Genomic DNA, 21,584 nt, shown 5'->3' with positions numbered 1-21,584 from the left:
GGAGAAGTACTCGGTCTGAGGATGCCCCGGCCCAGCGGGGCTTGCAAATACTCTGTCGTAAGTATCGCTTGCGCCTCCTGCCGGCCGCTATCCCTCCTTGGGGGGAAGCAAACGCTGTAGTCCGAGCCCAACCCACTGCTGGGTGGCCCATCCTTCACAGCTTCATCGTGAAGGGTGGGGTAGAACCCCCGCACGATCTCCAGAACTCGCGACCCAGGGCACACGCAGAAGTCTCTACCCGTTTCGCTACAAAAGCCGTTACGCTGCAGAGAAGTGTGGACACACCTACCGTGCCTTCTTCATCACCGGCGGCACATACTGAAACACCCTCTCCAGCGGCACCCCAAACACCAGCGCAATCTTGAACGCCGTCTCCAGCGAAGGCGAGTACTTGTCCTGCTCAATTGCAATCACCGTCTGCCGCGTCACGCTGATCGCATCCGCGAGGTCCTGCTGCGTGAGCCCACGCTCCGCGCGCAACTCGCGGATCTGGTTCTTGATCCATGTGCTCATCGCCGGGCCTGCTTCTCCCACTCCTCAGCCATGGCGAGCCAGCGCTGGCCGGCCTCGGTGGATTCCACACCCGCCGCCATCCGCCGCCACCGCTTCGCCTTCCTGAGAGCGAGCCAGCGATTGAAAAACAGGTGCTCGTGCCCGGCGTAGAGCCGCAGCTTGCGAGCCGCGCGCACCATCTGCGCCACGCACAACAGCACCAGCAGCGCATTCAGCACCCCGCCCACCGACGCATGCTCGGCATCGAAGACAAACGGAACCCCCACAATCAATCCCACCACCCCAAAGGCCAGCAGCCGCAGTCCCGAAAGGTCTCCCTTGGCGTCGATCTCCCGGTCGCGCTCGTCGCTCCTCTCCAGCGCTTCGGTGTGCATCTTGGAGAACCAGTAGAGCTGCGGCAGCAGCCACAGCCACACCAGCAGCGTGTTCGCCCAGCCGCCGGAGACGGGATGCAGCCAGCTCGAAAGCGCAAACACCACCAGCACCGCCGCCGCCGCGCCAAACTCCCACCACAGTTGCTTCTGGCGGAAGGTCAGCGCGGAGCGTTCTTCCCGCCTCTCTGCATCCGGTCTCCCTTGATCCTGCGCCACGCTCACAGCGCTCTCCGGTAAGCAAGAATCTGCGCCAGCGTCTTCGTAATGTCGCCAATCACCAGCACCCCGAAGAACACGGAGAGGAAGTGCATCGCCAGCGGCTGCCCATGCAGCGGGAACGTGCCCGTCACGGTGTGCAGCCACAACGCTCCCAGCCCCACCACCATCAGCGACACCACCGTGATGTACCCCGCCCGATAGCCGCGCAGCTCAATCAGCTTGTCGCGCTCATCTCTGGCGCGGTTGCGCGTAAACGCCGCAATCAACGACTGCAGGATGATCTGCAGCACGATGATCGCCAGGATCATCTCGGCCACATAGTTGATCGTGTTGTTGCGGTGAAAGAGGAAGTAAGGAACGTAGACCATCAGCTCCGCCACAAGCGAGCCGTAGAGGGATTTTTCCTGGTACGAGAGGCTGGACATCGCCGAATCTCCATGTCAAAAATGTTTGACATGGAGGACTGTAGCGCGGGGCGATGGGCGTGTCAAACATTTTTTACATGGACGGTCGAAGAAGCATGATGACTGAGCCCGAAGCTAAGGCCAGGAAACTAATTTCGTACCGGTTTTTGCACTAGCAAGTGCGACAAAGAATTCTAGCGAGCTCCCGATTGGCGCATACTTGAAGTGAATCTGAACCTCGGTTCGTCCGGGTAGTAGGATTCCCCTGGGGGCGAAAGCCCCCTTTAAATTTTTAGATCCGTACGACGCCCTGAGAGTCTGTCGTAGACGCGACCCGGCACAAAACCGGATGGAGCTTCGAGAATAAATTCCTAGCTCCTGTCTTCTTCACGTACTTATTTGGCGCAAGCTGTTGGTGTAAAAAATAAGCGACTACATCGACGGCTTGTACCAAGTAGGACTGCGAGGAATCGACAAAGACTGGGTCTCCCACTAGAGTCTGCAGAGCCAGTTGTCGGTAGCCGGGATTCACGACACCGCGCATGTTTGGCACGGGGTTATACCTTCTCATGCGCCGACAAAGCACAGTTAACTTCTTGTCGTCTGTGTGGTCGGGGAAAATCATTCCGCGCTCGTCAGGGTTGGCCGGTCCCGGGAAATTACGACGCTGTATGGTGTTTTCAAAGCGCTGGATCAGTGCTCTCCATGCCATATCAAAAACGTCATAGTTCGCAGGCTTCCCTTGCTTATCAATAACCACGTTGATGATATTAACGTCCGGCATTCGAGAAAGCTCATCTATCAAATGCCGCAATATCATCAATCGTTGATTCTTCGGGATCCGCGATAGCTCACCCGGTCTACGGCTTATAAACCGTACTGCGTGGACTTCATCTCGCATCTTCAGACCGTAATAGGAGCGCATCATGCGGCGGTAATCGGTGAGCTGGTCCAAACAAACTTTCCACCTCAACTCGTGCATTACCAAACCGCTGAGGATGAAATATCGCGTCGGCGAGTTCACCATTCCGGTATCGCCGCTCTCGTCCACATACATCAAAAACATCAGTCGCACCCTTTCACGCTCTGTTGAGTTCGGGCCGATTACAAGTGGTCACCAGAATAACCGCGTTCCCGCTGAATTTTTAGGTCAAGAATGTGAAGCACCCCTAGAGGGTCATGACAAGTTACGCCCGGACTTGCGCTTCTTCACGCCCCGGTTCCCCGTCGGGTCGTCCTCCGATGAGTGGGAACCGAGGGTGTTAGGGCCTGAACCGTGGAGCCACGAGCGTTAGCGGTTCCCACCGGTCCGCGATGACGCTGCATACGGACGCGGCACCCGACCCCGCCGTCTTGCGGAGTAGCGTGGGCCTTCAGGCCCACGAATCCCATCGCAAAGAAACGGGCTTCAACCCCGGGCCTGAAGGCCCATGCTCCGCGTACCTTCCCACAGGCCGGAAGCCGGGTGCCCCACCTCTCGCTTCTGAGAGGTGGGTACTCCCACCGGCAACCCGCATCCGATCCGGGCAGAAACGACTCGGAAGGTGTCCCGACCGCACCTGAATGGAGTTCAACCGGCCCGCCCACAATCCGGCTTCACCCCGCTGACGAACCGGCCCCGCAAGCACACCGCTCCGGTTTGGCAGACTTCCCACCCCAACTCGCTACAATGGAAGGAGCCCCACCCAACACCCAAAGAGGAACACCCAACACCGAAACCCAAAAATCCAAGGTCCGGAGCTAAAGTCTCCCGATGGAAGACTTTGACAAAAAGGGGGGGAGGGGGTACCCCGCATCACAGCCGCCCAGGCGTCGATGCCGTACCCTGAGGAACGACATGCTTCGATCCCTCTTCATCGCACTCTCCACCAATAAAAGCTTCCGGTCGTTCTCCGAGCGATCCTCCATCGGCCGTCAGGTCTCGCAGCGGTTTGTCGCCGGCATGACCGTGGAAGAGGCCATCGCCGCCACCGAGCGCATCAACGCCGAAGGCATCGCCGTCACCCTCGATTCCCTCGGCGAGAGCGTCACCGAGGTCGCCCAGGCCGAGGCCTCCGCCGCCATCTACCACCGCCTCCTCGACGAAATCTCCGCCAAAGACCTCAACGCCAACGTGAGCGTGAAGCTCACGCAGGTCGGCATGGACATCGGGGACGACCTGGCCGAGCGCATCGTCGGCGGCATGGTCGACCACGCCGCGCAGATCCACAGCTTCGTCCGCATCGACATGGAAGGCTCACCTTACACCGAGCGCACCATCGCCATGACCGAGCGCCTGCACGCCCGCTTTCCCGATGCCGTCGGCACGGTCATGCAGGCCTACCTCTATCGCACCGAAGCCGATATCGTCCGCCTGCTCGAGCAGGGCATCCGCATCCGCCTGTGCAAGGGAGCCTACAAGGAGCCCGCCGGGATCGCCTTCCCCTCCAAGGCCGACGTGGATGCCAACTATGTGGCCCTGATGAAGCGCTGCGCCAGCTCCGGCGTGTACTGCGGGGTGGCCACCCACGACGAAGCCATCATCGACCAGATGCGCGATTTCGTCGCGCAGAGCGGCCTCGCCAAGCGCGCCTTCGAGTTCCAGATGCTCTACGGCGTGCGCCGCGACCTGCAGCGCAAGCTCGCCAAGGAAGGCTACGGCGTCCGCGTCTACGTCCCCTTCGGCCCGGAGTGGTACCCCTACTTCATGCGCCGCCTCGCCGAGCGCCCCGCGAATGTGATCTTCCTGGCCAGGAACTTCTTCAAGAGCTGAGCGCTGTTCTCGCATAAATCCGTTTCAGTTATCCTTGGTTCGGCTGGACAACGACCACCGCAAGAAGGATTCCCATGGCAGCAGTAATGCACTATCGATGCGAGATTTGCGGGACCGAAAGCTCCAACCCGATCCACTGGTTCATGATTCAGTGCAACAGCGACGAGTTGAAGGTGCTCAAGTGGAACCAGGAAGCGGCAGCGGCTCCGGGCGCTCGCCATTATTGCGGAGAGGCCCACGCCAGTGTGTACATCAGCCGCTGGCTTGAGTCCGCGTGCACGCCCGCGCGACCGGACTTCAACCGCCCATCCGAGAACTAGTCCTTCGCCAGGACATCCGGTCTTCGCGCCTGCGCGAGCCCGTATACGGAAGAGGAGACGATCGCGGTGAGGAGCAACTCGAGGTCGTCCTGAGCAAGGACATCACCAACGGTCTTGTACCTTCCTTCGACGAAGGTATGTGAGCAGTTCCCTCGGACGATCCGTTTGCAGAATGTTTGCGCTATGCGAGATGAGCCAGCCCCAGGTCTGGTCCGGCTCTTCCTGGTCCACCGCGCGATCATCGTCGTGGCCAGCGTTCTGTTCCGGCCACAGGCTATTCACCCAGACCGGGAACTCCCTCCGATAGTCAGCCAGGTGCCCCACGGAAGCTGGCTGCTCATCGGCGAAGAGGCACTGGATGATCGTTCGCGGGTGCTTGCGATAGCTGCGGATGATGCCTTCGGCATCCGGGCGAGACATATTGACGACGATCATCAGCGTGACACCTGCAGGCACAGGGCCATTGCGGCGCACAAACTCTTCGTAGGGCGTGTTGGGTAGTGCGTTCAGGATCACCTGGTCCGTCATTCCCATCGCCTGCACCGCATGCAGGACCTCCGGGAAGTAATCCCACCCCTGGTCCACATCGAGAATGATGTGCCCCTTCGCGGCGGCAAGCTCCTCGGCGAACGTCGGCACGGAATACGCCGTGGGATGCCCCGTACCAGAGCGCAGCTTCAGCCCGGTGATCTCCGCCAGCGTGTGATCGGCAACCGCTCCAGCGCCGGTCGTGGTGCGGTCGAGCGTCTTATCGTGCATGACGACGAGTTGCCCATCGCTGGTCTTCTTCACGTCGAGTTCCACGACATCGACGCCCATCCGCTCGGCATCGAGCAAGGCACGGAGGGAGTTCTCAGGATCATCTCTCCAGTCGCCACGGTGAGCGACAACGTACACATTGCGGCTCGACCGATCGAACATCTCCTCGAGCCGCCGGTCAGGTGCGTGCTGAGCGAAAGTGCGAGTACTTCTTGCGGCGAGTAACAGCAGGCCCATCACGACGAGCTTCTTCATTGGTACGTAAGACTCCTTGCTCAGGGCACAGTAGCACGCGAAGAATCGTGAAAGGCGCTAATTCACGGCGACGTATCCGATACAAGCGGCGTGTAGCGCGTTGATGTCCCTGGCCGTGCAGAGAAAATCACGCGAAGCTAAGGCGGTACGATCGCCGGCCCTTGAGCGTGAGCACATATAGTCCCTCGTCCCTGCGAAGGGGTACGTTGGACATACCTCCTGCGATCACCCGCTGCAGCGACTGCGGTGCCGGGATGCGAACGCGACACTCGACATCGCGATCCGGACGAAGGACGCAGTTCGTCAGCCGGCCATCGCTCCAGGAGACATCAACCTCAATGCCGCCACGCCCACGCAATCCGCGCACACTCCCACTCCGCCAGCCCGTCGGCAGAGCAGGCAACAGATCGAGCACACCTTCGTGGCTCTGCAGCAGTATCTCCGCAATCGCGGCCGTGGCTCCGAAGTTGCCGTCGATCTGGAAGATCGGGTTGGCCCCGGCGGAGTAGATGTCCATCAGGTTCGGGCCGGTGCTCACCTTCATTAGCATATTCAGCGATTCGCCCGCTTTCTCGCTGTCGCGCAGCCGCGCCCAAAGGCCGATGGCCCACGCTCGGCTCCAGCCGGTGTAGGCTCCTCCGTTGGCAAGCCGCCGTTCCAAGGAGATACGCGCCGCCTTCGCCAGCGCAGGACTGGCCGAAGGCGTAATCTCCGCGCCCGGATAGAGTGGGTAAAGATGCGACATGTGCCGCTGACCGGGCATGTTCTCTTTGAAGTCGATGGACCACTCCTGCAACTGCCCAAAGGAGCCTACCTGGTAGGGAACGAGTCTCGCCCGTGCGGCTTCCAGCTGCGCCGCAAACTCGGCGTCCACCTTAAGTTCGCGCGCGCTATGAATGCAGTTGAGGAACAGCTCGCGGATCAATGCGATGTCCATCGTGCAGCCTGCGCTTGTCATCGCATCGTGACCGTCAGGCGTCTCGAAGTGGTTCTCCGTGGATACGGACGGGCAGGTGGTGAGGCGGTTCTGGCCGTCCTCGATGAGCCATGCGAGGCAGAACTCCGCGCACTCCTTCATCACCGGATACGCGCGGGCGCGCAGGAACTCCCGGTCGCCGGTGAAAGCATAGTGCTCATACAAATGTGCGCAGAGCCAGGGGCCGCTCATCGCCCAGTTCGCCCACGTTGGCGCCCCAACGCCTTCGCCCACGGGATTCGTGGCGCACCATAGGTCGATGTTGTGATGCGACACCCAGCCCGGGAGGCCGTAATGCTCGCTGGCCGTGCGCGTTCCATTCACCCGCACACGGTCGATGAGATCGAACAGCGGTAACGCGCACTCACCCAGGTTGCAGCTCTCGGCAGGCCAGTAATTCATCTGGAGGTTGATGTTGGTCGTCCAGTTCGAGCTCCAGGGCGGGGTGACCTGGCGATTCCAGATGCCCTGGAGATTCGCCGGCTGCGATCCCGGGCGTGAGCTGCTGATCAACAGGTAGCGCCCGTACTGGAAGTACAGCGCCAGCAGCGCAGGATCCGGTGTGGAGGCAAACTGCGCGAGCCGCTGATCCGTAGGCCGCGAAAGATCCTGTGGACCAAGGTCGAGCGAGACGCGGCTGAAGAGCCGGCGATAGTCCGCACGGTGCCGATCACGAAGATCTGGCAGAGCAATGGCCGCTGCTGCGGACAGGTCCTCGAGCGTCTTCTGCTGCACGCCCTCAACGGGCGTATCGGGCGTGGTCCTGAAGTCACGGAAGCCCGTGGCAGCACACAGCCGCACGATGATCGTCGTTGCGTTGCGCACAACAATGCGATTGCCCTCTTCTATAGAGTGGCCGCCCTCCTGGTCGACCTGCATGACTGCCGCAAAGTACATTCCCTGACCGGGCACGTCGGAAAGCACGACAGGTTTCTCGCTCTTTGGGTGGCCCGCCCCGGCGATATGCGCCGCAGCCTTACCACGCAGCACCAAACGATCGCCGTGCAAAGGCGTGACGGCAACCTGCAGAGGACTGTCCAGCGTGAACGAACAGTTGAGCTGATTTGGCCGGCTCGCCGAAAGGTGCAGCACCACAACGCGATCTGGAGCGGAGACAAACACCTCGCGCCGAAAGCGAACGCCGTCCGCCACATACTCCGTGACCGCTATGGCCGCGCGAAGATCCAACGACCTGCGATAGCCGTTGATCACTCCGTCATGCTCCATCTCCACACGCAGGTTGCCGAGAGGCTGATACGCCTCTGCGAACTTGCCTTGCATCTTGTGGCAGATCTTGTCAGCGAGCACATAATCCCGTTGGACGAGCACCGCCTGCCGCACCTCGGCAAGGTGGTTCTTCGCATCGGGGTTGTTGCCGTCCTGTGGAGCGCCAGACCACAGCGTGTCCGCATTCAGCTGAAGAAGTTCTTTGGCAGGGGATGCATCTTCTCCTCCGCCAAAGACCATGGCCCCCAGTACACCGTTGCCCAGGGGCAGCGCGTCAATCCATCGTTCCGCCGGCTTGTCGTACCAGAGGACGAGATCGCTCGCCACGCCTTCCGACGGCTCCCGGGCGCTGGCCAACGATGCTGCTCCAACGGTTGCGGAGGCTGTTGCGATGAAACGACGGCGGGAATACTTGCGCATGACGTAGTCTCTCCTGGCGCCAGCCCGTGGCGGGGGACACCCCGTGAGAAGTACCAGCTTCCGGCGTCTCCTCCAAAGTAATTCACGGAAACTCAACCGATACACCCCGCATCCCTTTCATGATGTTGGGCGTGGCAGGAAGGAATGAATCGGACACAACCGCGACGGGAGGTCGAGAGATCGCCAGTGGCGTCCGGTGATCCCGGCCTGACGACGTGGGATAAGGATGTGAATCGCGCTCGGTGGCGACGGCGGGGAATCATCCCTGCTTTTGCAGGTTCTGGTACAGACCAACGCCGAACTCTCTCTTCAGCTGAAACCTCCCATTCACCTGTGTCAGCCTCCCATATGCCCGCAAGTCTTTGAATTGCTGCACATTAGGGTATGTATCGGAGAAGTCGCCGTGAATTGCTTTGAATACGTCCCAACAGCCTGTTACTTCTGAGCCCGTTCCATCGGATCAGTTTGCGTATGAGCGCGCTGTGTTGAACCAGCGCTTTGACGATGAGCTTTTTGAGACGATCCGTTGCCAAAAGGGGTTGATGCCTATGTGTTCTCCATACCGCTTCTATCGGTCGCTACTCCGCGTCTCTGCGAGGGTGGCGTCTCAGGCCAGCCTCACGTCAGTGATGCTGCTCGCCTATGGGCTGCTGGCATCGTCCGCGCGTTGCCAGGTCGTCGCCAGCACGGTTCCGACCGGGGCCAGTCCGTACGCGGTGGCCGTCAATCCGGTGACGAATGCGATCTATGTCGCCAACAGCGGAGCGGGATCGGTCTCCGTGCTTGGGGGCGCAACCGGCACCGTGCTGTCGACGGTCACCGTGGGCAGCACTCCCTATGCCGTCGCGGTGAACCCCACCACCGGCAGCGTGTACGTCGCCAACCGCGGCGCCGGATCGGTCTCGGTGATCAACAGCGCAACCAATACCGTGAGCGCGACGGTTACCGTAGGCACCGAGCCATCGGCCATCGCGGTCGATAGCCTTACCAACAAGGTATACGTCGCAAATTACGGCAGCGCTTCGGTCTCGGTCATCGACGGTGCGTCGAACATGGCGAAGAGCATCACCGTCGGCAGCACCCCCGCTGCCATCGCCGTGAATCCGGTGACGGACCAGATTTATGTCGCAAACTTCGCGGGCAACACCGTCTCGGTGATCGATGGCGTCTCAGGCGCGGTGACGGCGACGGTTCCGGTGGGCAAGTCGCCCTGGGCGCTTGCAGTGAACTCCATCACCAACCAGATGTACGTTGCCGATTACGGCGACAGCACCGTTGCGGTCATCGATGGCGCGACCCACCAGGCTACGACAGTGACGGTCGGCTCCTCTCCGTATGCCCTTGCGGTGAACCCCGTCACGAATCAGGTCTATGTGGCGAATCGCGGTGGCGCTTCCGTCTCGGTTCTGGATGGCGCGAGCCGCACCGTGACGGCCACCGTCACTGCAGGCAGCGCTCCCGCGGCAGTTGCGGTGAATTCGGTAACCAACCAGATCTTCGTGGTGAATGCCACGGGGAACACCGTCACGGTGATCGCGGGAGGGGCAAACACCACAAAGACGCTTGCGGTCGGCAGTGCCCCTGCTGCCGTTGCAGTCAACCCGGTGACGAATCTCGCCTACGTGACCAATAAGACTGGCGGCACGGTTTCGGTGATCGACCCTGCGGTGAATGCGCTGTCGACGATCGTTACCGTACCTTCCACCGCCACTGCCGATCCGACCGCCATAGCTCAGAACCCAGTGACCGGCACCATCTATGTGGCCAACGAGGGCGCGAACACGGTAAGCGCTATCAACGGGACAACGCAGGCGTTGAGCACGGTGAGCCTTGGGAGTGGTAACTACACCGGCAATGCGCCGTGGCTGGCAACGGTGAACCCCGTGACCAACACAATCTATGTGGGCAATAAAGGTTCGGGCGGCGGTATCGCGGTCATCGACGGCAGCACCAACACCGTTACGACCACCATTCCTGCAGGCACCACACCCTATGGGATGGTGGTCAATCCGACGACCAACATGGTCTACGTCGCTAACTACGGCAGCAGTAACCTCACGGTGATTAACGGCGCGACGAATACCGTCGCAGCCACCGTCAAGGCAGGCACGGAGCCGGCCGCTGTCGCCGTGGACACGTTGACGAACCGGATCTACGTCGCGAACTTCGGCAGCGCGAGCGTAACCGTGGTGGATGGCTCAACCAACGCAGTGATAGGAACGATCACCGTTGGCGCCTCGCCGTGGGCGTTCGCCATCAACCAGCAGACCGGAACGGTGTACGTCGCCAATGAAGGAGGCAAGTCCGTCTCGGTCATCAACGAGGCCACGGAGACCGTGACCGCGACGATCACCGTCGGCACCGATCCCTGGGCACTGGCGGTTAGCCCCATCTCCAACACCATCTATGTCGCCGACTATGGCAGCGCAGGTGTTTCGGTGATCAACGGCGCTACGAACACCGTCACCACAACCATCACTGTAGGCAGCGAGCCTGCGGCACTGGCCATCAATCCGGTCACCAACCAGATCTACGTGGCCAACAAGGGCGGCGCCTCTGTATCGGTGATCGACGGCAACAGCAACACCGTGACGGCGACACTCTCGACCGGCACCAAGACCTCGCCCGCCTCGGTCGTCGTCGACCCCGTGACCAATCTGGTATACGTCGGCAACAGTGCCGTCAACACGGTCACGGTCATTGATCCCACCGGCTCGAAGGGCCAGCAGGTCGTGCCTATCGCGATCAGCGCTACCGGTCCGTCCAACGATCCATTGCTTGTTGCGGCTGCGAGCGCCACGCAGGGCACGCCGTACATTACTGAGAACACCGCACCCACATTCACCGCGACGGTGACGCCCGCCTATCCGGCATCGGCTGCCTACGCGAACGACACCGCGCAGAGCCCTGCCAATCCTCCGATCAGTGCGCTGTACTACAGCATCGACAATGGCCTCGGCGCATGGAGTCAGGCCACGCCGGCGGCTGGCAGCAGCCCGGCGGCATTTACCTTGCCTCTTGCCGCTCAAAGCGCGGGGATGCACTCGTTGTATCTCTACGCGGCCTACGGCAACGAAGGCGTTCCCTCCGGCATGTCCAGCGGCAGCGGGAACTCGCCGGAGCTAAGCGGTATCACGGTGGTCCCATATATGGTGTCGCGGCTCGATACCACTACTTCTCTGAAGGTGGATACGAACCCGCAGGACGTCAACCTGAATGTGACGCTGACTGCCACGGTAGCCCCAGCCCGGGGAACTGGCACGCCGGCCGGCACGGTGTTTTTCTACGACGCCATCTCCGGCACACCTGTGCTCCTGGGAACGGGGAAACTGAACGTGGTCTCCGGCAGCGATATCGCGGAGCTGCAGACCAGCTTCGCCAACGCCGGCAGCCATGGGATTACTGCCGTCTACGAGGGCGATTCGGGCTTCGGCCCAAGCACAGGAAGTCTGGCCGAGACCATCGTCGCGCCGTTGGTGGCGACGCAGGTTCTAGCCTCGGTTTCGCTCACACAGGGCCAGAGCCTTCCACCTTTCACTCCGGTCGCGGGTTCAGGAGGGATCGGCACACTGACGTACAGCGTCGCGCCAGCTCTGCCCGCTGGACTCAGCCTCTCGCCTGCCACAGGTGTGCTCAGTGGAACGCCCTCAGCCGCCAGCGTGAGCACGGCCTATACCGTGACTGTCACCGACCAGAACGGCGCGACAGCTGCTGCAAGCTTCACCTTGGCGGTAATCCAGGCGGGCAATACCAATGCGAAGATCACAGTGACGCCTTCGTCCGCAACTATCACGGACCAGCAGGCACCAACACTCGCCGTCGCGGTCAGCGGCAGCGGGGCCACGCCCACTGGCATCGTCACCCTCGTTGCGGGATCGACCTTTGTGCAGCAGCCGCTCGTAGGTGGTGTGGCCAGCTTCACAGTGCCCTCAAGCATGTTGACCGCAGGCTTGAACACCCTGACCGTGTACTACTCCGGCGATGCCACCTACGCCGCGGGCAGCAGCCAGACGACCATCACCGAATATCCTGTGGTGCTCAACGTACCGCAGATGGCTGCCATCACTCACGGCAGTAGCGGATCAGTGACGGCTACGTTGATCGCGGGCAGCTCCTACAAGGGCACCATGGATCTCACCTGTGTCCTTACGCACTCGCCGCAGTCAGCGACAGTGGTGCCCACCTGCACCGTCACCCCTGCCGCGGTGCCGCTTACGCCGGGGTCCACAGGAAGCGTTACGATCACGGTGAACGCGAATGTACCATCTCTCGTCTCGCAGGCGAAGGCGGTCGCGCCAAGTCGCTGGACGTTGGCTTACGGCTCTATGCTCGCGGCACTCACTCTGCTGCTGGCGCCGGGCAAGCGCCGCCGCGTTCCTACGCTGATGTTGCTGCTGACGATGACGCTCGGCCTGGCCGCAACCGTTGGTTGTGGGAGCGGCGTCAATGCTCCCTATCTGCCATCCGGCGGAGCTGTAACTGCAGGAACGTATACCTTCAATATCATCGGCATCGATACGGCGAACCCCGCTACCACCACCAACATGGTTACCCTCACCACGACCATTCAATGAAGATCCAATAGTGAAGCGGGGCAATCATGATCACACTCTGTGGCCTTCACATCAGCATGCAACAGGCCCGTTGCATGGAGGCCATGGGAAAACGGAAAGGGATAAGGAACGAACGATGCGTCTTGCAGCTACCTTCGGCCGTGTGGCTGTTCTCGCCGGCACACTGCTTCTCCCGGCGCTTGCGCAGGCCGCGGATAAGAGCGGTTCCCGTTGGGTCGCTAGTTGGGCATCCTCGCCCTGGACGACGAAGCTTGACCGCCCGGCGGGCAACTCCACGTTCCGCAACATCGTACACATCAGCCTTGGCGGCAGCACAATTCGCATTGCGCTGACCAACGAGTGGGGCCGCACGCCACTCGTCGTTGGAGCCGCCCATGTAGCTCTGAGCGCGGGGACGGGCAAGGTGCAGCCAGGCTCAGACCATGCGTTGACCTTTGCCGGTCAGCCCGGCGTGATGATCCCCTCCGGCTCGTACATCCTCAGCGATCCCATCGCTATGCCCGTCGCTTCGATGGCTGACCTTGCCATCAGCGTCTATCTGCCGGAGCAGGTCATCGCTGTACCGACCTGCCATCCCATGGCGATTGCAAACAACTTCATCGCCACTGGCGATGTGACGGCGCAGCCGGAACTCAGCAGCGCGCTTACCTATACGTCCAACTGTTTCGTGAAGAGCGTGGATGTGGTCGCAGCCGACGATGCGGCGACGATCGTAGCCTTCGGCGACTCCATTACCGACGGCGCGCGCTCCACGCTGGACGCCAACCGCCGCTGGCCTGACGTCCTCGCCGCGCGGCTGCAGGCAGACAAGCGAACCGCGCATCTCGCCGTGATCAACCAGGGCTTCGGCGGCAACCGCATCCTTTATGACGGATCCGGGCCCAGCGCTCTGGCGCGCTTCGATCGCGATGTGCTCGCGCAGCCGGGAGCGAAGTACGTCATCCTGCTCGAAGGCATCAACGACATCGGCCAGATGAGCCGGCCGGACTCGCCCGAGGAGCGCCTGACCGCGCAGCAGCTGATCTTTGGCTACGCGCAGCTTGTGATCCGCGCGCACCAGCACGGACTGAAGGTCTTCGGCGCGACGATTACGCCCACCGGCGGCGCACACTCCAACACACCGCAGGGAGAAGCAGTACGCCAGGCCTTCAATTCGTGGATCCGCACCGCAGGTGTGGTCGACGGAGTCATCGACTTCGACCAGGCCGTGCGCGATCCGGCCAGCCCTATCCAGATGCTGACGCCCTACGTCACCGACGACCACGTCCATCCCAGCGATAGCGGCTACAAGGTGATGGGCGAGGCCATCGACCTGAAGCTCTTCTACGGAGAGACTCCACGGTAAGCAATTCCCGGTGCACCCCCTTAGCGGCGCTTTCGAGCGCCGCATTTTTTCGGGATGGATGTTGCGTGTTCTCACTTCTCAGTGCGGAGCTGCAGCCGGCGCACCACAGTGTCCGGCACCTCGATCACTCCGAAGCGGCCAGAAGTCCGGTCATGTACAGCGATGCGGAAGAAGGACTCACCTGCAGCCGGCGCACTCACCTCGAGCTCCGCGGAGACGCCGGTCTTCATCAACCGCGCGTAGGTGGCTGAACTCAGATCGAGCTGGAAACTCTGCCCCGCGATGTTGATCAGCCTGCCCTGCGCGTCATATACATAGGTGACGAACTCGATGGCGCCGTGGCGCAGGCCATCGCTACCCACAGGCAGTGCGAAGTCCCCGCTCAGAGCCGTGCACGCAATGCGGTATCGCCGGAACGGACCCTTCATCGGATGCGCGGGGTCGGGCGTGTTCCGCGGCGCGATGGCATCCTCTGTTGCGGAAGCAGCCGGCAGCACGCTGGCCTTGAAGACGATCTCCATCGGAGCCGGAGCACCGTGCTCCATCGCCAGTTGTTCATAGCCCGGGCTGCCCGTGGTGGTGGGTGAGGGCAGCGCCAGCAGCGAGGCAGAGCTGTGGTGGCTGCCCGCGTCATCGGCGAAGTAGCCATGCCGATAGGTCAGCTTCATGCCACGCGCAGCGAGCGCTCCCGTAAGGACCACTGCGATATTCCGGTAGCGGCCATCCTGCACGGCATTCGCTGGCGCATATGAGAGCGTGTAGTAGTTCGCTCCGCTCTCCACAGCCTTGGCCACGGCGTCGGCCAGGCCGTTGGTGTTGAAGAAGGCGCGGCCACCGGTATCCTCCGCGAGCTTGTCCATCGTCATGTGCTCGGCAGCATTGTTCTCGCTGAAGCGGCTGATCTCCGCCGCTGGCCGGCCGGGATTCGTGGCAAAGCCCGCACCGCCACGCGAGGCCTCGAAGAGCGGCGTGGTCTGCAAGCCGCGCGCGTCGATCGGGTAGACAGCCACGCGCGCTCGATCCAGCAGGCTGGTGGTCTCGCGAACCTGCTGACTGAAGTCCGCCTGCGTGGCGAAGGTGTTCACGCCGGTCATGTCCCCAAAGAGGGTGATGGGGAACGAGCCGGAAAACCAGATGAGGTTCTTGCGGCCAGGAAAGTTCGCGAGGTAACGCGCGATCTGGCTGAAGGCGTCCAGCGTGTACTGGATGCGGATCTGCGTCCGAAAGCTGGCCTGCTCGGACTCGAATTGCTGTACGGCGGTCACGCTGGAGGCGATCGTGCCCATCGCGCTGAGGGTGTCGGCTGCGGAGGCCTGGTCCATATTCGAGCCCGCAGGATCGTCCAGTAGCGCGGAACCGCGCGGCGTGAGACGGTGCTCGATCGCATCCTTCAGAATGGCCGGATCAGTCGTGAACCCCTGTAGGAGGATGAGGTGCGTAGCCAGGCCGATGATCGCGATGCGGTTTTGTGGATTCGCGTGCTTCACATACTCCTGCAACTGCAGGCGCACAGAGGCCTGGTTATTCGTGGGCGTATTCAGCGTATCCAGCAGCACGACGTTCAGTGTGCCGTCTTCGGCGACAGGAGTGTAGTTGGTGAACGAACCCGGTGGCAGCGCTGGCATGGGCGGCGCCGCAGCGCTCCCTGCATTCGTCGTGTGTTCCTCGAAGCTCTTGAGTGTCTCCGGCTGGTGGTTCTCCTCAAGCCGGAAGTCGCTGGCCTTGAGCCCATGCACCGGTCTGCCCTGGCTGTCCTCCACCGTCACATCCACCAGCACCAACCTGGCGCTCGTCTTCAAGGTGAAGCGAGGGGAATCCGTGGCCTGCGGTGGAGCGGCAGGCGCACTCACCTGCTGCGCTGAAGATGGATCTGTGACAGTGCCTGCTGCAGCCAGCAGCAGCGTGGTCAACAGAGCTGGCCTCGCGTGGATCACAAGCCTGAACATGCCGATGCCTCCTCACAGGCCGGTTTCGGACCAGTCCAGCTACCCTACCGGGCCAGCAAGCCTGCTCCAACGCAATTCACGGCGACGACACAGATACAGCCCGCATCGCTCTGATAGCAAAGATCTTCCAAGCGCCATTCGGGACCGATACAAAGCCCCGGTTCATGGTCTCTTTACAAACTCATGCTTAACTGGGCAGAGTTGCTTCCCATGGATTTCACAGGTAAAGATCTCGAGACAGTTCGTTCCAGCGCGAACGGACGGCATCGGGAGCTGGTTCATCGTGTCGTCTCTTCCGCCACGTTCGCCAAGAGCAAACGGCTCTCGAGCTTCCTGTATTACATCTGTGAGCAGACCCTGAACGGTCGCCTCGACGAGGTGAATGAGCAGAGGATCGGCGAAGAAGTCTTCGGGCGGACGCGCGACTACAACTCCTCCATCGACGGCATTGTGCGCACGCAGGGCAGCCGCCTGCGTCAGCGACTCGATCGCTACTTCAGCGAAGAGGGAGCCGCGGAGCCCATCCGTATCCTGATTCCTCGCGGTGGCTATGTGCCGATCTTCGAGCCGCGCTTCGCTCCCGAAAAGCCCTCGGTCGCGGCCCCCTCGCCCATCGAACCCGAGGCCGCCGCGCAGGCCCCGGTCGCCCCCGCTGCAGCTCTGCCTGTCTCTTCCGCGTATTCTCCCCTGGCCCTATGGGCACTGCTTATCGTTGTTCTCGGGCTGGGGCTTGTGCTGTATCTGCGCCATCGCCGGTATATCGCCCAGGCCGCCACAAGTGCGGGCCCGCTCTGGAGCCAGATGTTCGTCGAAGGCCAGCGCACTTTGGTCGTTCCCGGCGACAGCGGGCTGGTGATCTGGGAGGGCCTCACCGGCCGTCGGCTCAGCCTCAACGAGTTCCTCAAGGGCGATTATCACAAGGAGCCCGCCACCGGCCCGCAGTCGGTGCAGCTCATCGCCGATGACCTCAGCAACCGCCGCTACACCACCGTCGTAGACCTCGAGGTCCTCGATTTCCTCTCCCGCATCGCGAAGTCCGACCGCAGCAGGCTGCAGCTGCGCTACGCCCGCGACCTTCGGCCCAATGACCTCAAGGAAGGCAATGTGATCCTGATCGGGGCCAACGAGGCCAACCCCTGGGTGGAGCTCTACGAGCCGGAGATGACGTTCGTCTTCTCCAAGAATCCCGCCACCAATCGATCGTCCATCGAAAACCGCGCCCCCCGGAACGGCGAGCCCTCTCGCTGGGATCTCTCCGATGGCCGCGCCTATGCTTTGGTGGACTTCCTGCCGGGTCTCACGGACCACGGCAATGCGCTGCTTATCGGCGGTACGTCGATGACAGGTACAGAGTCCGCACTAGACTTCATCTCCGACGACACCCAACTCCTCACCTTTCTCAAGCGTATCCAACGTCCCGATGGGCGGCTGCCGCACTTCCAGGTGGTGCTCGGGACCCAGGGCGTGACCGGGAGCTCTGTCCACAGCCAGATCCTGGCCTGGCGTGTGATGGACTGAAGGCGGCCTTTCCTCTAAAGGCCGGAAGCCTCCGCACATCGAGATGCAGGAATAAGTCGAAGACGTGCCAGGCAATTCCAAGCCGAATCTTCCTCGAAGGATCCCCCGCACCTTAAGCCTCCCTGCCGTAGTTGCATCGGCACGGGGCAAGTCGCCACGCGGCGACAGGCGTGGATCATCCTTCCTTCAGATATTGCAATGGAACGCACCCGAAGCTCTCAATCATGTTGGAGCAGCGCCAAGCTCCGTCCAATCCTGCAACGTTCTATTTACTGTATCGGCATTGCTCTGTGCTGTTATCTACCTGATTTTGGATAGCTTAGTGCGTGTATCGGAGAAGTCGCCGCGAATTGCATTGGAGGCCAGCAGTACGGGTGTTAGTTCTGTCCATGCTTCAACCACCCAGGCCATCGCAGCGCAGGGCGTCATGCTCTCGACAATGCGGGCCCGACAGGATTCGCAATGAGACGTCTCGTCAAGCTCGCAGTGTGGATGTTTTTTCTCATGCTGCTGCCCCACGCCAACCTGGCGCAAACCACGAGCGGCACGATCAATGGAACCGTCGTCGATCGCAGCGGCGGCGCGGTCCCCGGTGCGGCCGTGCAGCTGATCAACCAGCAGACTGGCGTCATCGTGCAGACCAAGTCGCGCGAACATGGCGAATTCGTCTTCCCGGACCTGCAGCCGGGAATCTTCACGGTGGTCGTCGATGCCCCGAGCTACAAGCAGCTTCGCAAGGTAAACCTGACGCTGGACGCGACCCAGGTGCTCTCTGCCGGCATGCTCACGCTGGATGTTGGCGAGCAGAGCCAGGCGGTCACGGTCTCCGCCGAAGTCACGCCCATCCAGCTCGGAAGCTCCGAGCGATCCGACGTGCTCGACGAGGAGCAGATCGGCAACCTGCTCACCCAGGGGCGTGACGTGATGGCTCTGCTGACCACCATGCCTGGCGTAGTGAGTGCAGGCGAAGCCAACACCCTCAGCGTGAGCACGACGCCCTACATCAATGGCGTGAACAATGAATACAACATGGCCACCGTGGACGGAGTCTCCGGCAATACCCGCGGCTACGCGGTGCTCGATACCCCGCTGAATCTCGACGCCATCAAGGAAGTTACCGTGATGGCGGCTAACTACCAAGCACAGTATGGCAAGACTGCCGGCTCCAGCATCAACCTCGTGACAAAGAACGGGACGCGCCAGTTCCACGGCTCGTTGTATTACTACAACCGCAACGAAGCCTTCAACGCGAACACCTACTTCAATAATCGCAATGGACTTCCACGCGCACGGTATCGCTACAACACCTCAGGTGTCACGATTGGCGGCCCGGTCTTCTGGCCGAAGCACTTCAACTCTGCCAAGGACAAGCTTTTCTTCTTCGTCTCCGCGGAGTATGACCCCAACCAGACACCGGAAGGCATCAAGTACTATGTCGTTCCTACGGCGTTGGAGCGCAAGGGCGACTTCTCGCAGAGTTACAACCAGACCGCAACGCCCAGCATCAGCACGCTGATCCGCATCAAGGACCCTTCGTCCTCGCAGGCCTGCGCCATCAACTCCGCCACGCCTGGGCCAGGCTGCTTTGCGAACAACCAGATTCCTACGGGCAGTATCAACCAGGCCGGCCTCGCACTGCTGAACATCTTCCCTCTGCCCAACATGACCAACCTCGCGGTATCCGCAGGGCGCTATAACTACGTGACCAACACCACCGCGGACACGCCGGTGAACCAGGAGATCTTCCGCATCGATTACTTCCCCACGCAGAAGCTGCATATGTTCTTCCGTGGCGATCTGGAGAAGGTGAACGACAACGGCTATAACTCGCCGACAGACCCCGCGACCTGGGGACTGCGTGTCAACTACCGCACATCGAATCCGAACTTCGTCTTCAACACTACCTACGCCTTCAGCCCATCGCTGCTCAATGAGCTTAACCTCGGCACGTCGGGTTGGGGCGAAGCGCAGCTCTACGACAAGAACGCTTTGACGCCGCTGCAGCAGAGCCAGAACGGCTACAACCTCGGCTCGCTATATCCCAACAACAATCCGCTGAACCTTGTGCCCAGCATGAGCTTCGGTGGCATCTCCGGTGCCGCCAGCGTCTCGTGGAACACACGCTTCCCCATTGAGGATCAGGTACGCGACTATAGCGCGACGGACAACCTCACCTGGACCGTCGGTAGGCATCTGCTCAAGGGTGGCATCGACGCACAAACCGATTCGTATCTTCAGAAGGAGAAGACCGGCATCGGTGCACTGGCCTTCTCGCGAGATACCAGTAATCCGTACGATAGTAACTACGCCTATGCCAACGCCGCGCTCGGCAACTTCGATAGCTATGCCGAGGTGATGGTGCTGCATGACTTCAAGCCGCGGACCATCACGCTCGAGTGGTACACGCAGGATCAGTGGCAGATCACCAAGCGCCTCACGCTCGACTATGGCATCCGCTACTCCTACGACATGGCGCAGCATCTGGCCTTTGGCGCAAACTTTATCCCCTCGTTGTATCAACCTGGTCAGGCGCCGATCCTATATCGCCCAACAGCCGCCAAGTCGGCCATCGATCCGACCACCGGCATCGCCACATACCCCGCAGCCTACTCCGGACTCTATGTGCCCAACACCGGCAGCCTGAGCAATGGTGCTCTCAGCGTCAACACACCGGGCTATCCGGAAGGAACGTACTACGGCAATGGCCTGCTGCTCGCACCGCGCGTGGGCTTCGCATGGGACCCTTATGGCCAACAGCGCACCGTGATTCGCGGAGGCTATGGCATCTTCTATAACGTGCGACCGCGCACGGCGCAGGCCGGCGGCATGTATGCGAACCCTCCCGCCACGTTCAAGCCGCAGCAATACTATGGCAGTCTGAATACCTTCAAGGACGCTACTGGCCTACTCGGCCCCTCGAGTGTCGGCTGGGCTCTGCCCCTGCATCCAGCCGAAGTCTCGACGGAGAACCTGAGCGTCGGCCTCCAGCAGATGATGGCGCATGGTGTCGTGCTCGACGCCGCGTATGTGGGCACTCTGGGCCGTCATGTCTCGGACTTCCGCAACATCAACGAGGTTCCGTACGGCGCCGAGTTCGCACTGCAGAACCAGAACCCTGCGGGCGGCGTGCTCCCCGATAACTTCTTCCGCCCCTATCCTGGCTACGCCACCATCAACCTGCAGAGCTTCGATCTCACGTCAAACTACAACGCGATGCAGGTGAAGGTGACACGCCGCTTCTCCCACAACCTCGGCTTCGGTCTCGCATACACATGGTCCAAGGCCATGGATTACTCCGACGCATTGAACGGGACGGTCGCGGTCTACCAGAACCTCCGCCAGTGGAACTATGGCCCTGCCGGCTGGGACCGCCGCAATAACCTGACGGTGAACTACATCTGGAGCCTGCCGAAAGGCAGCCGCATATGGAGTAACAGGGTAACTCGCGGCGTGCTGGACAACTGGCAGATCTCTGGAATCGATTCCTATATCAGCGGCAATCCCGGCTCCTTCAGCCTCTCGGTTAGCAACGGGGCAAATATCACGGGCGGCGGCGATGGCGCTCGCGTTATGGTTACTGGGAACCCAATGCAGAACGCACCTCACAAGTTCGACCAATGGTTCAATACCAGTGTCGTCCAGGTTCCGCTCGCTGGGCAGGCTGCCACGGCCACCACTCCAGCGGTGCAAGGGCAGCGCGGCAATGCTCCGAAGGTGAACTTCTATAACCCCGGCTATGGCAACTTCAATACGGCGCTGTTCAAGAACTTTCCTCTCAAGGGACGTTCCATGATCCAGTTCCGGCTGGAAAGCTATAACACGTTCAATCATTCGGAGTTCAACGGCGTGGATAGCGCGGCTGTCTTCGCCAACGCCAGCTCCTCCACCACGCCGGAGACCTCCGCAGGTTTTGGCCAGATGGATAGTACCGCGCAGCCGCGCTATCTTCAGCTTGCGCTTCGGATCAACTACTAACCATCGG

Annotated in this window: 13 protein-coding genes; 6 read left to right on the top strand and 7 right to left on the bottom strand. The window is 61.3% G+C overall.

Annotated elements, in window-relative coordinates:
- Window positions 1–285: 285 nt before the first annotated feature.
- The 4 genes from AC5E6W_RS04990 to AC5E6W_RS04975 all read right to left on the bottom strand — a co-directional run bounded on the left by AC5E6W_RS04990 (window position 286) and on the right by AC5E6W_RS04975 (window position 2,576).
- Window positions 286–513: a helix-turn-helix transcriptional regulator gene (locus tag AC5E6W_RS04990; RefSeq protein WP_491751163.1), complete on the bottom strand. Its 228-nt coding sequence runs from the start codon at window positions 511–513 to the stop codon at window positions 286–288.
- On the bottom strand, window positions 510–1,109 hold the full coding sequence (locus AC5E6W_RS04985; protein ID WP_491751162.1) for a hypothetical protein: 600 nt from the start codon (window positions 1,107–1,109) through the stop codon (window positions 510–512). The genes AC5E6W_RS04990 and AC5E6W_RS04985 overlap by 4 nt, the downstream gene beginning before the upstream one ends.
- Entirely contained in the window at window positions 1,106–1,531 is a 426-nt protein-coding gene (locus AC5E6W_RS04980; RefSeq protein WP_491751161.1) for a hypothetical protein, read from the bottom strand. The genes AC5E6W_RS04985 and AC5E6W_RS04980 overlap by 4 nt, the downstream gene beginning before the upstream one ends.
- Window positions 1,532–1,802: 271 nt before the next feature.
- Window positions 1,803–2,576, bottom strand: coding sequence for a DUF3800 domain-containing protein (locus AC5E6W_RS04975; RefSeq protein WP_491751160.1), 774 nt, complete (start codon window positions 2,574–2,576; stop codon window positions 1,803–1,805).
- 771 nt (window positions 2,577–3,347) lie between these two features.
- Here AC5E6W_RS04975 and AC5E6W_RS04970 point away from each other — a divergent pair.
- Entirely contained in the window at window positions 3,348–4,262 is a 915-nt protein-coding gene (locus AC5E6W_RS04970; protein ID WP_491751159.1) for a proline dehydrogenase family protein, read from the top strand.
- A 74-nt stretch (window positions 4,263–4,336) separates the two neighbouring features.
- The gene (locus AC5E6W_RS04965; protein WP_491751158.1) at window positions 4,337–4,582 is read left to right on the top strand and encodes a hypothetical protein; all 246 of its coding nucleotides are present in this window, start codon (window positions 4,337–4,339) and stop codon (window positions 4,580–4,582) included.
- 102 nt (window positions 4,583–4,684) lie between these two features.
- On the opposite strand, the gene AC5E6W_RS04960 is transcribed toward AC5E6W_RS04965, so the two are convergent.
- Window positions 4,685–5,596 (bottom strand): glycerophosphodiester phosphodiesterase family protein, encoded by a 912-nt coding sequence (locus AC5E6W_RS04960; RefSeq protein WP_491751157.1) that lies wholly within the window; start codon window positions 5,594–5,596, stop codon window positions 4,685–4,687.
- Window positions 5,597–5,723: 127 nt separating this feature from the next.
- Window positions 5,724–8,219, bottom strand: coding sequence for a glycoside hydrolase family 95 protein (locus tag AC5E6W_RS04955; protein ID WP_491751156.1), 2,496 nt, complete (start codon window positions 8,217–8,219; stop codon window positions 5,724–5,726).
- Between the two features lie 548 nt (window positions 8,220–8,767).
- Here AC5E6W_RS04955 and AC5E6W_RS04950 point away from each other — a divergent pair.
- Both AC5E6W_RS04950 and AC5E6W_RS04945 read left to right on the top strand, forming a co-directional pair.
- The gene (locus tag AC5E6W_RS04950; RefSeq protein ID WP_491751155.1) at window positions 8,768–12,793 is read left to right on the top strand and encodes an Ig-like domain repeat protein; all 4,026 of its coding nucleotides are present in this window, start codon (window positions 8,768–8,770) and stop codon (window positions 12,791–12,793) included.
- Between the two features lie 115 nt (window positions 12,794–12,908).
- Window positions 12,909–14,138 carry an SGNH/GDSL hydrolase family protein gene (locus AC5E6W_RS04945; RefSeq protein ID WP_491751154.1) on the top strand — a complete coding sequence of 410 codons (1,230 nt, stop codon included), beginning with the start codon at window positions 12,909–12,911 and terminating at the stop codon, window positions 14,136–14,138.
- Between the two features lie 71 nt (window positions 14,139–14,209).
- Here AC5E6W_RS04945 and AC5E6W_RS04940 read toward each other — a convergent pair whose 3' ends face one another.
- A complete protein-coding gene (locus tag AC5E6W_RS04940; RefSeq protein WP_491751153.1) occupies window positions 14,210–16,084 on the bottom strand; it encodes a VWA domain-containing protein in 1,875 nt (624 codons plus the stop codon).
- A gap of 210 nt (window positions 16,085–16,294) precedes the next feature.
- On the opposite strand from AC5E6W_RS04940, the gene AC5E6W_RS04935 reads away from it, so the two are divergent.
- A complete protein-coding gene (locus AC5E6W_RS04935) occupies window positions 16,295–17,602 on the top strand; it encodes a hypothetical protein (RefSeq protein WP_491751152.1) in 1,308 nt (435 codons plus the stop codon).
- Window positions 17,603–18,064: 462 nt separating this feature from the next.
- Window positions 18,065–21,577 (top strand): TonB-dependent receptor, encoded by a 3,513-nt coding sequence (locus AC5E6W_RS04930; RefSeq protein ID WP_491751151.1) that lies wholly within the window; start codon window positions 18,065–18,067, stop codon window positions 21,575–21,577.
- Window positions 21,578–21,584: the final 7 nt, after the last annotated feature.

The sequence above is a fragment of the Bryocella sp. genome, from assembly GCF_058498515.1.
Note: the sequence above shows the minus strand (reverse complement) of the source record. Positions and strands in the feature narration are given on the sequence as shown.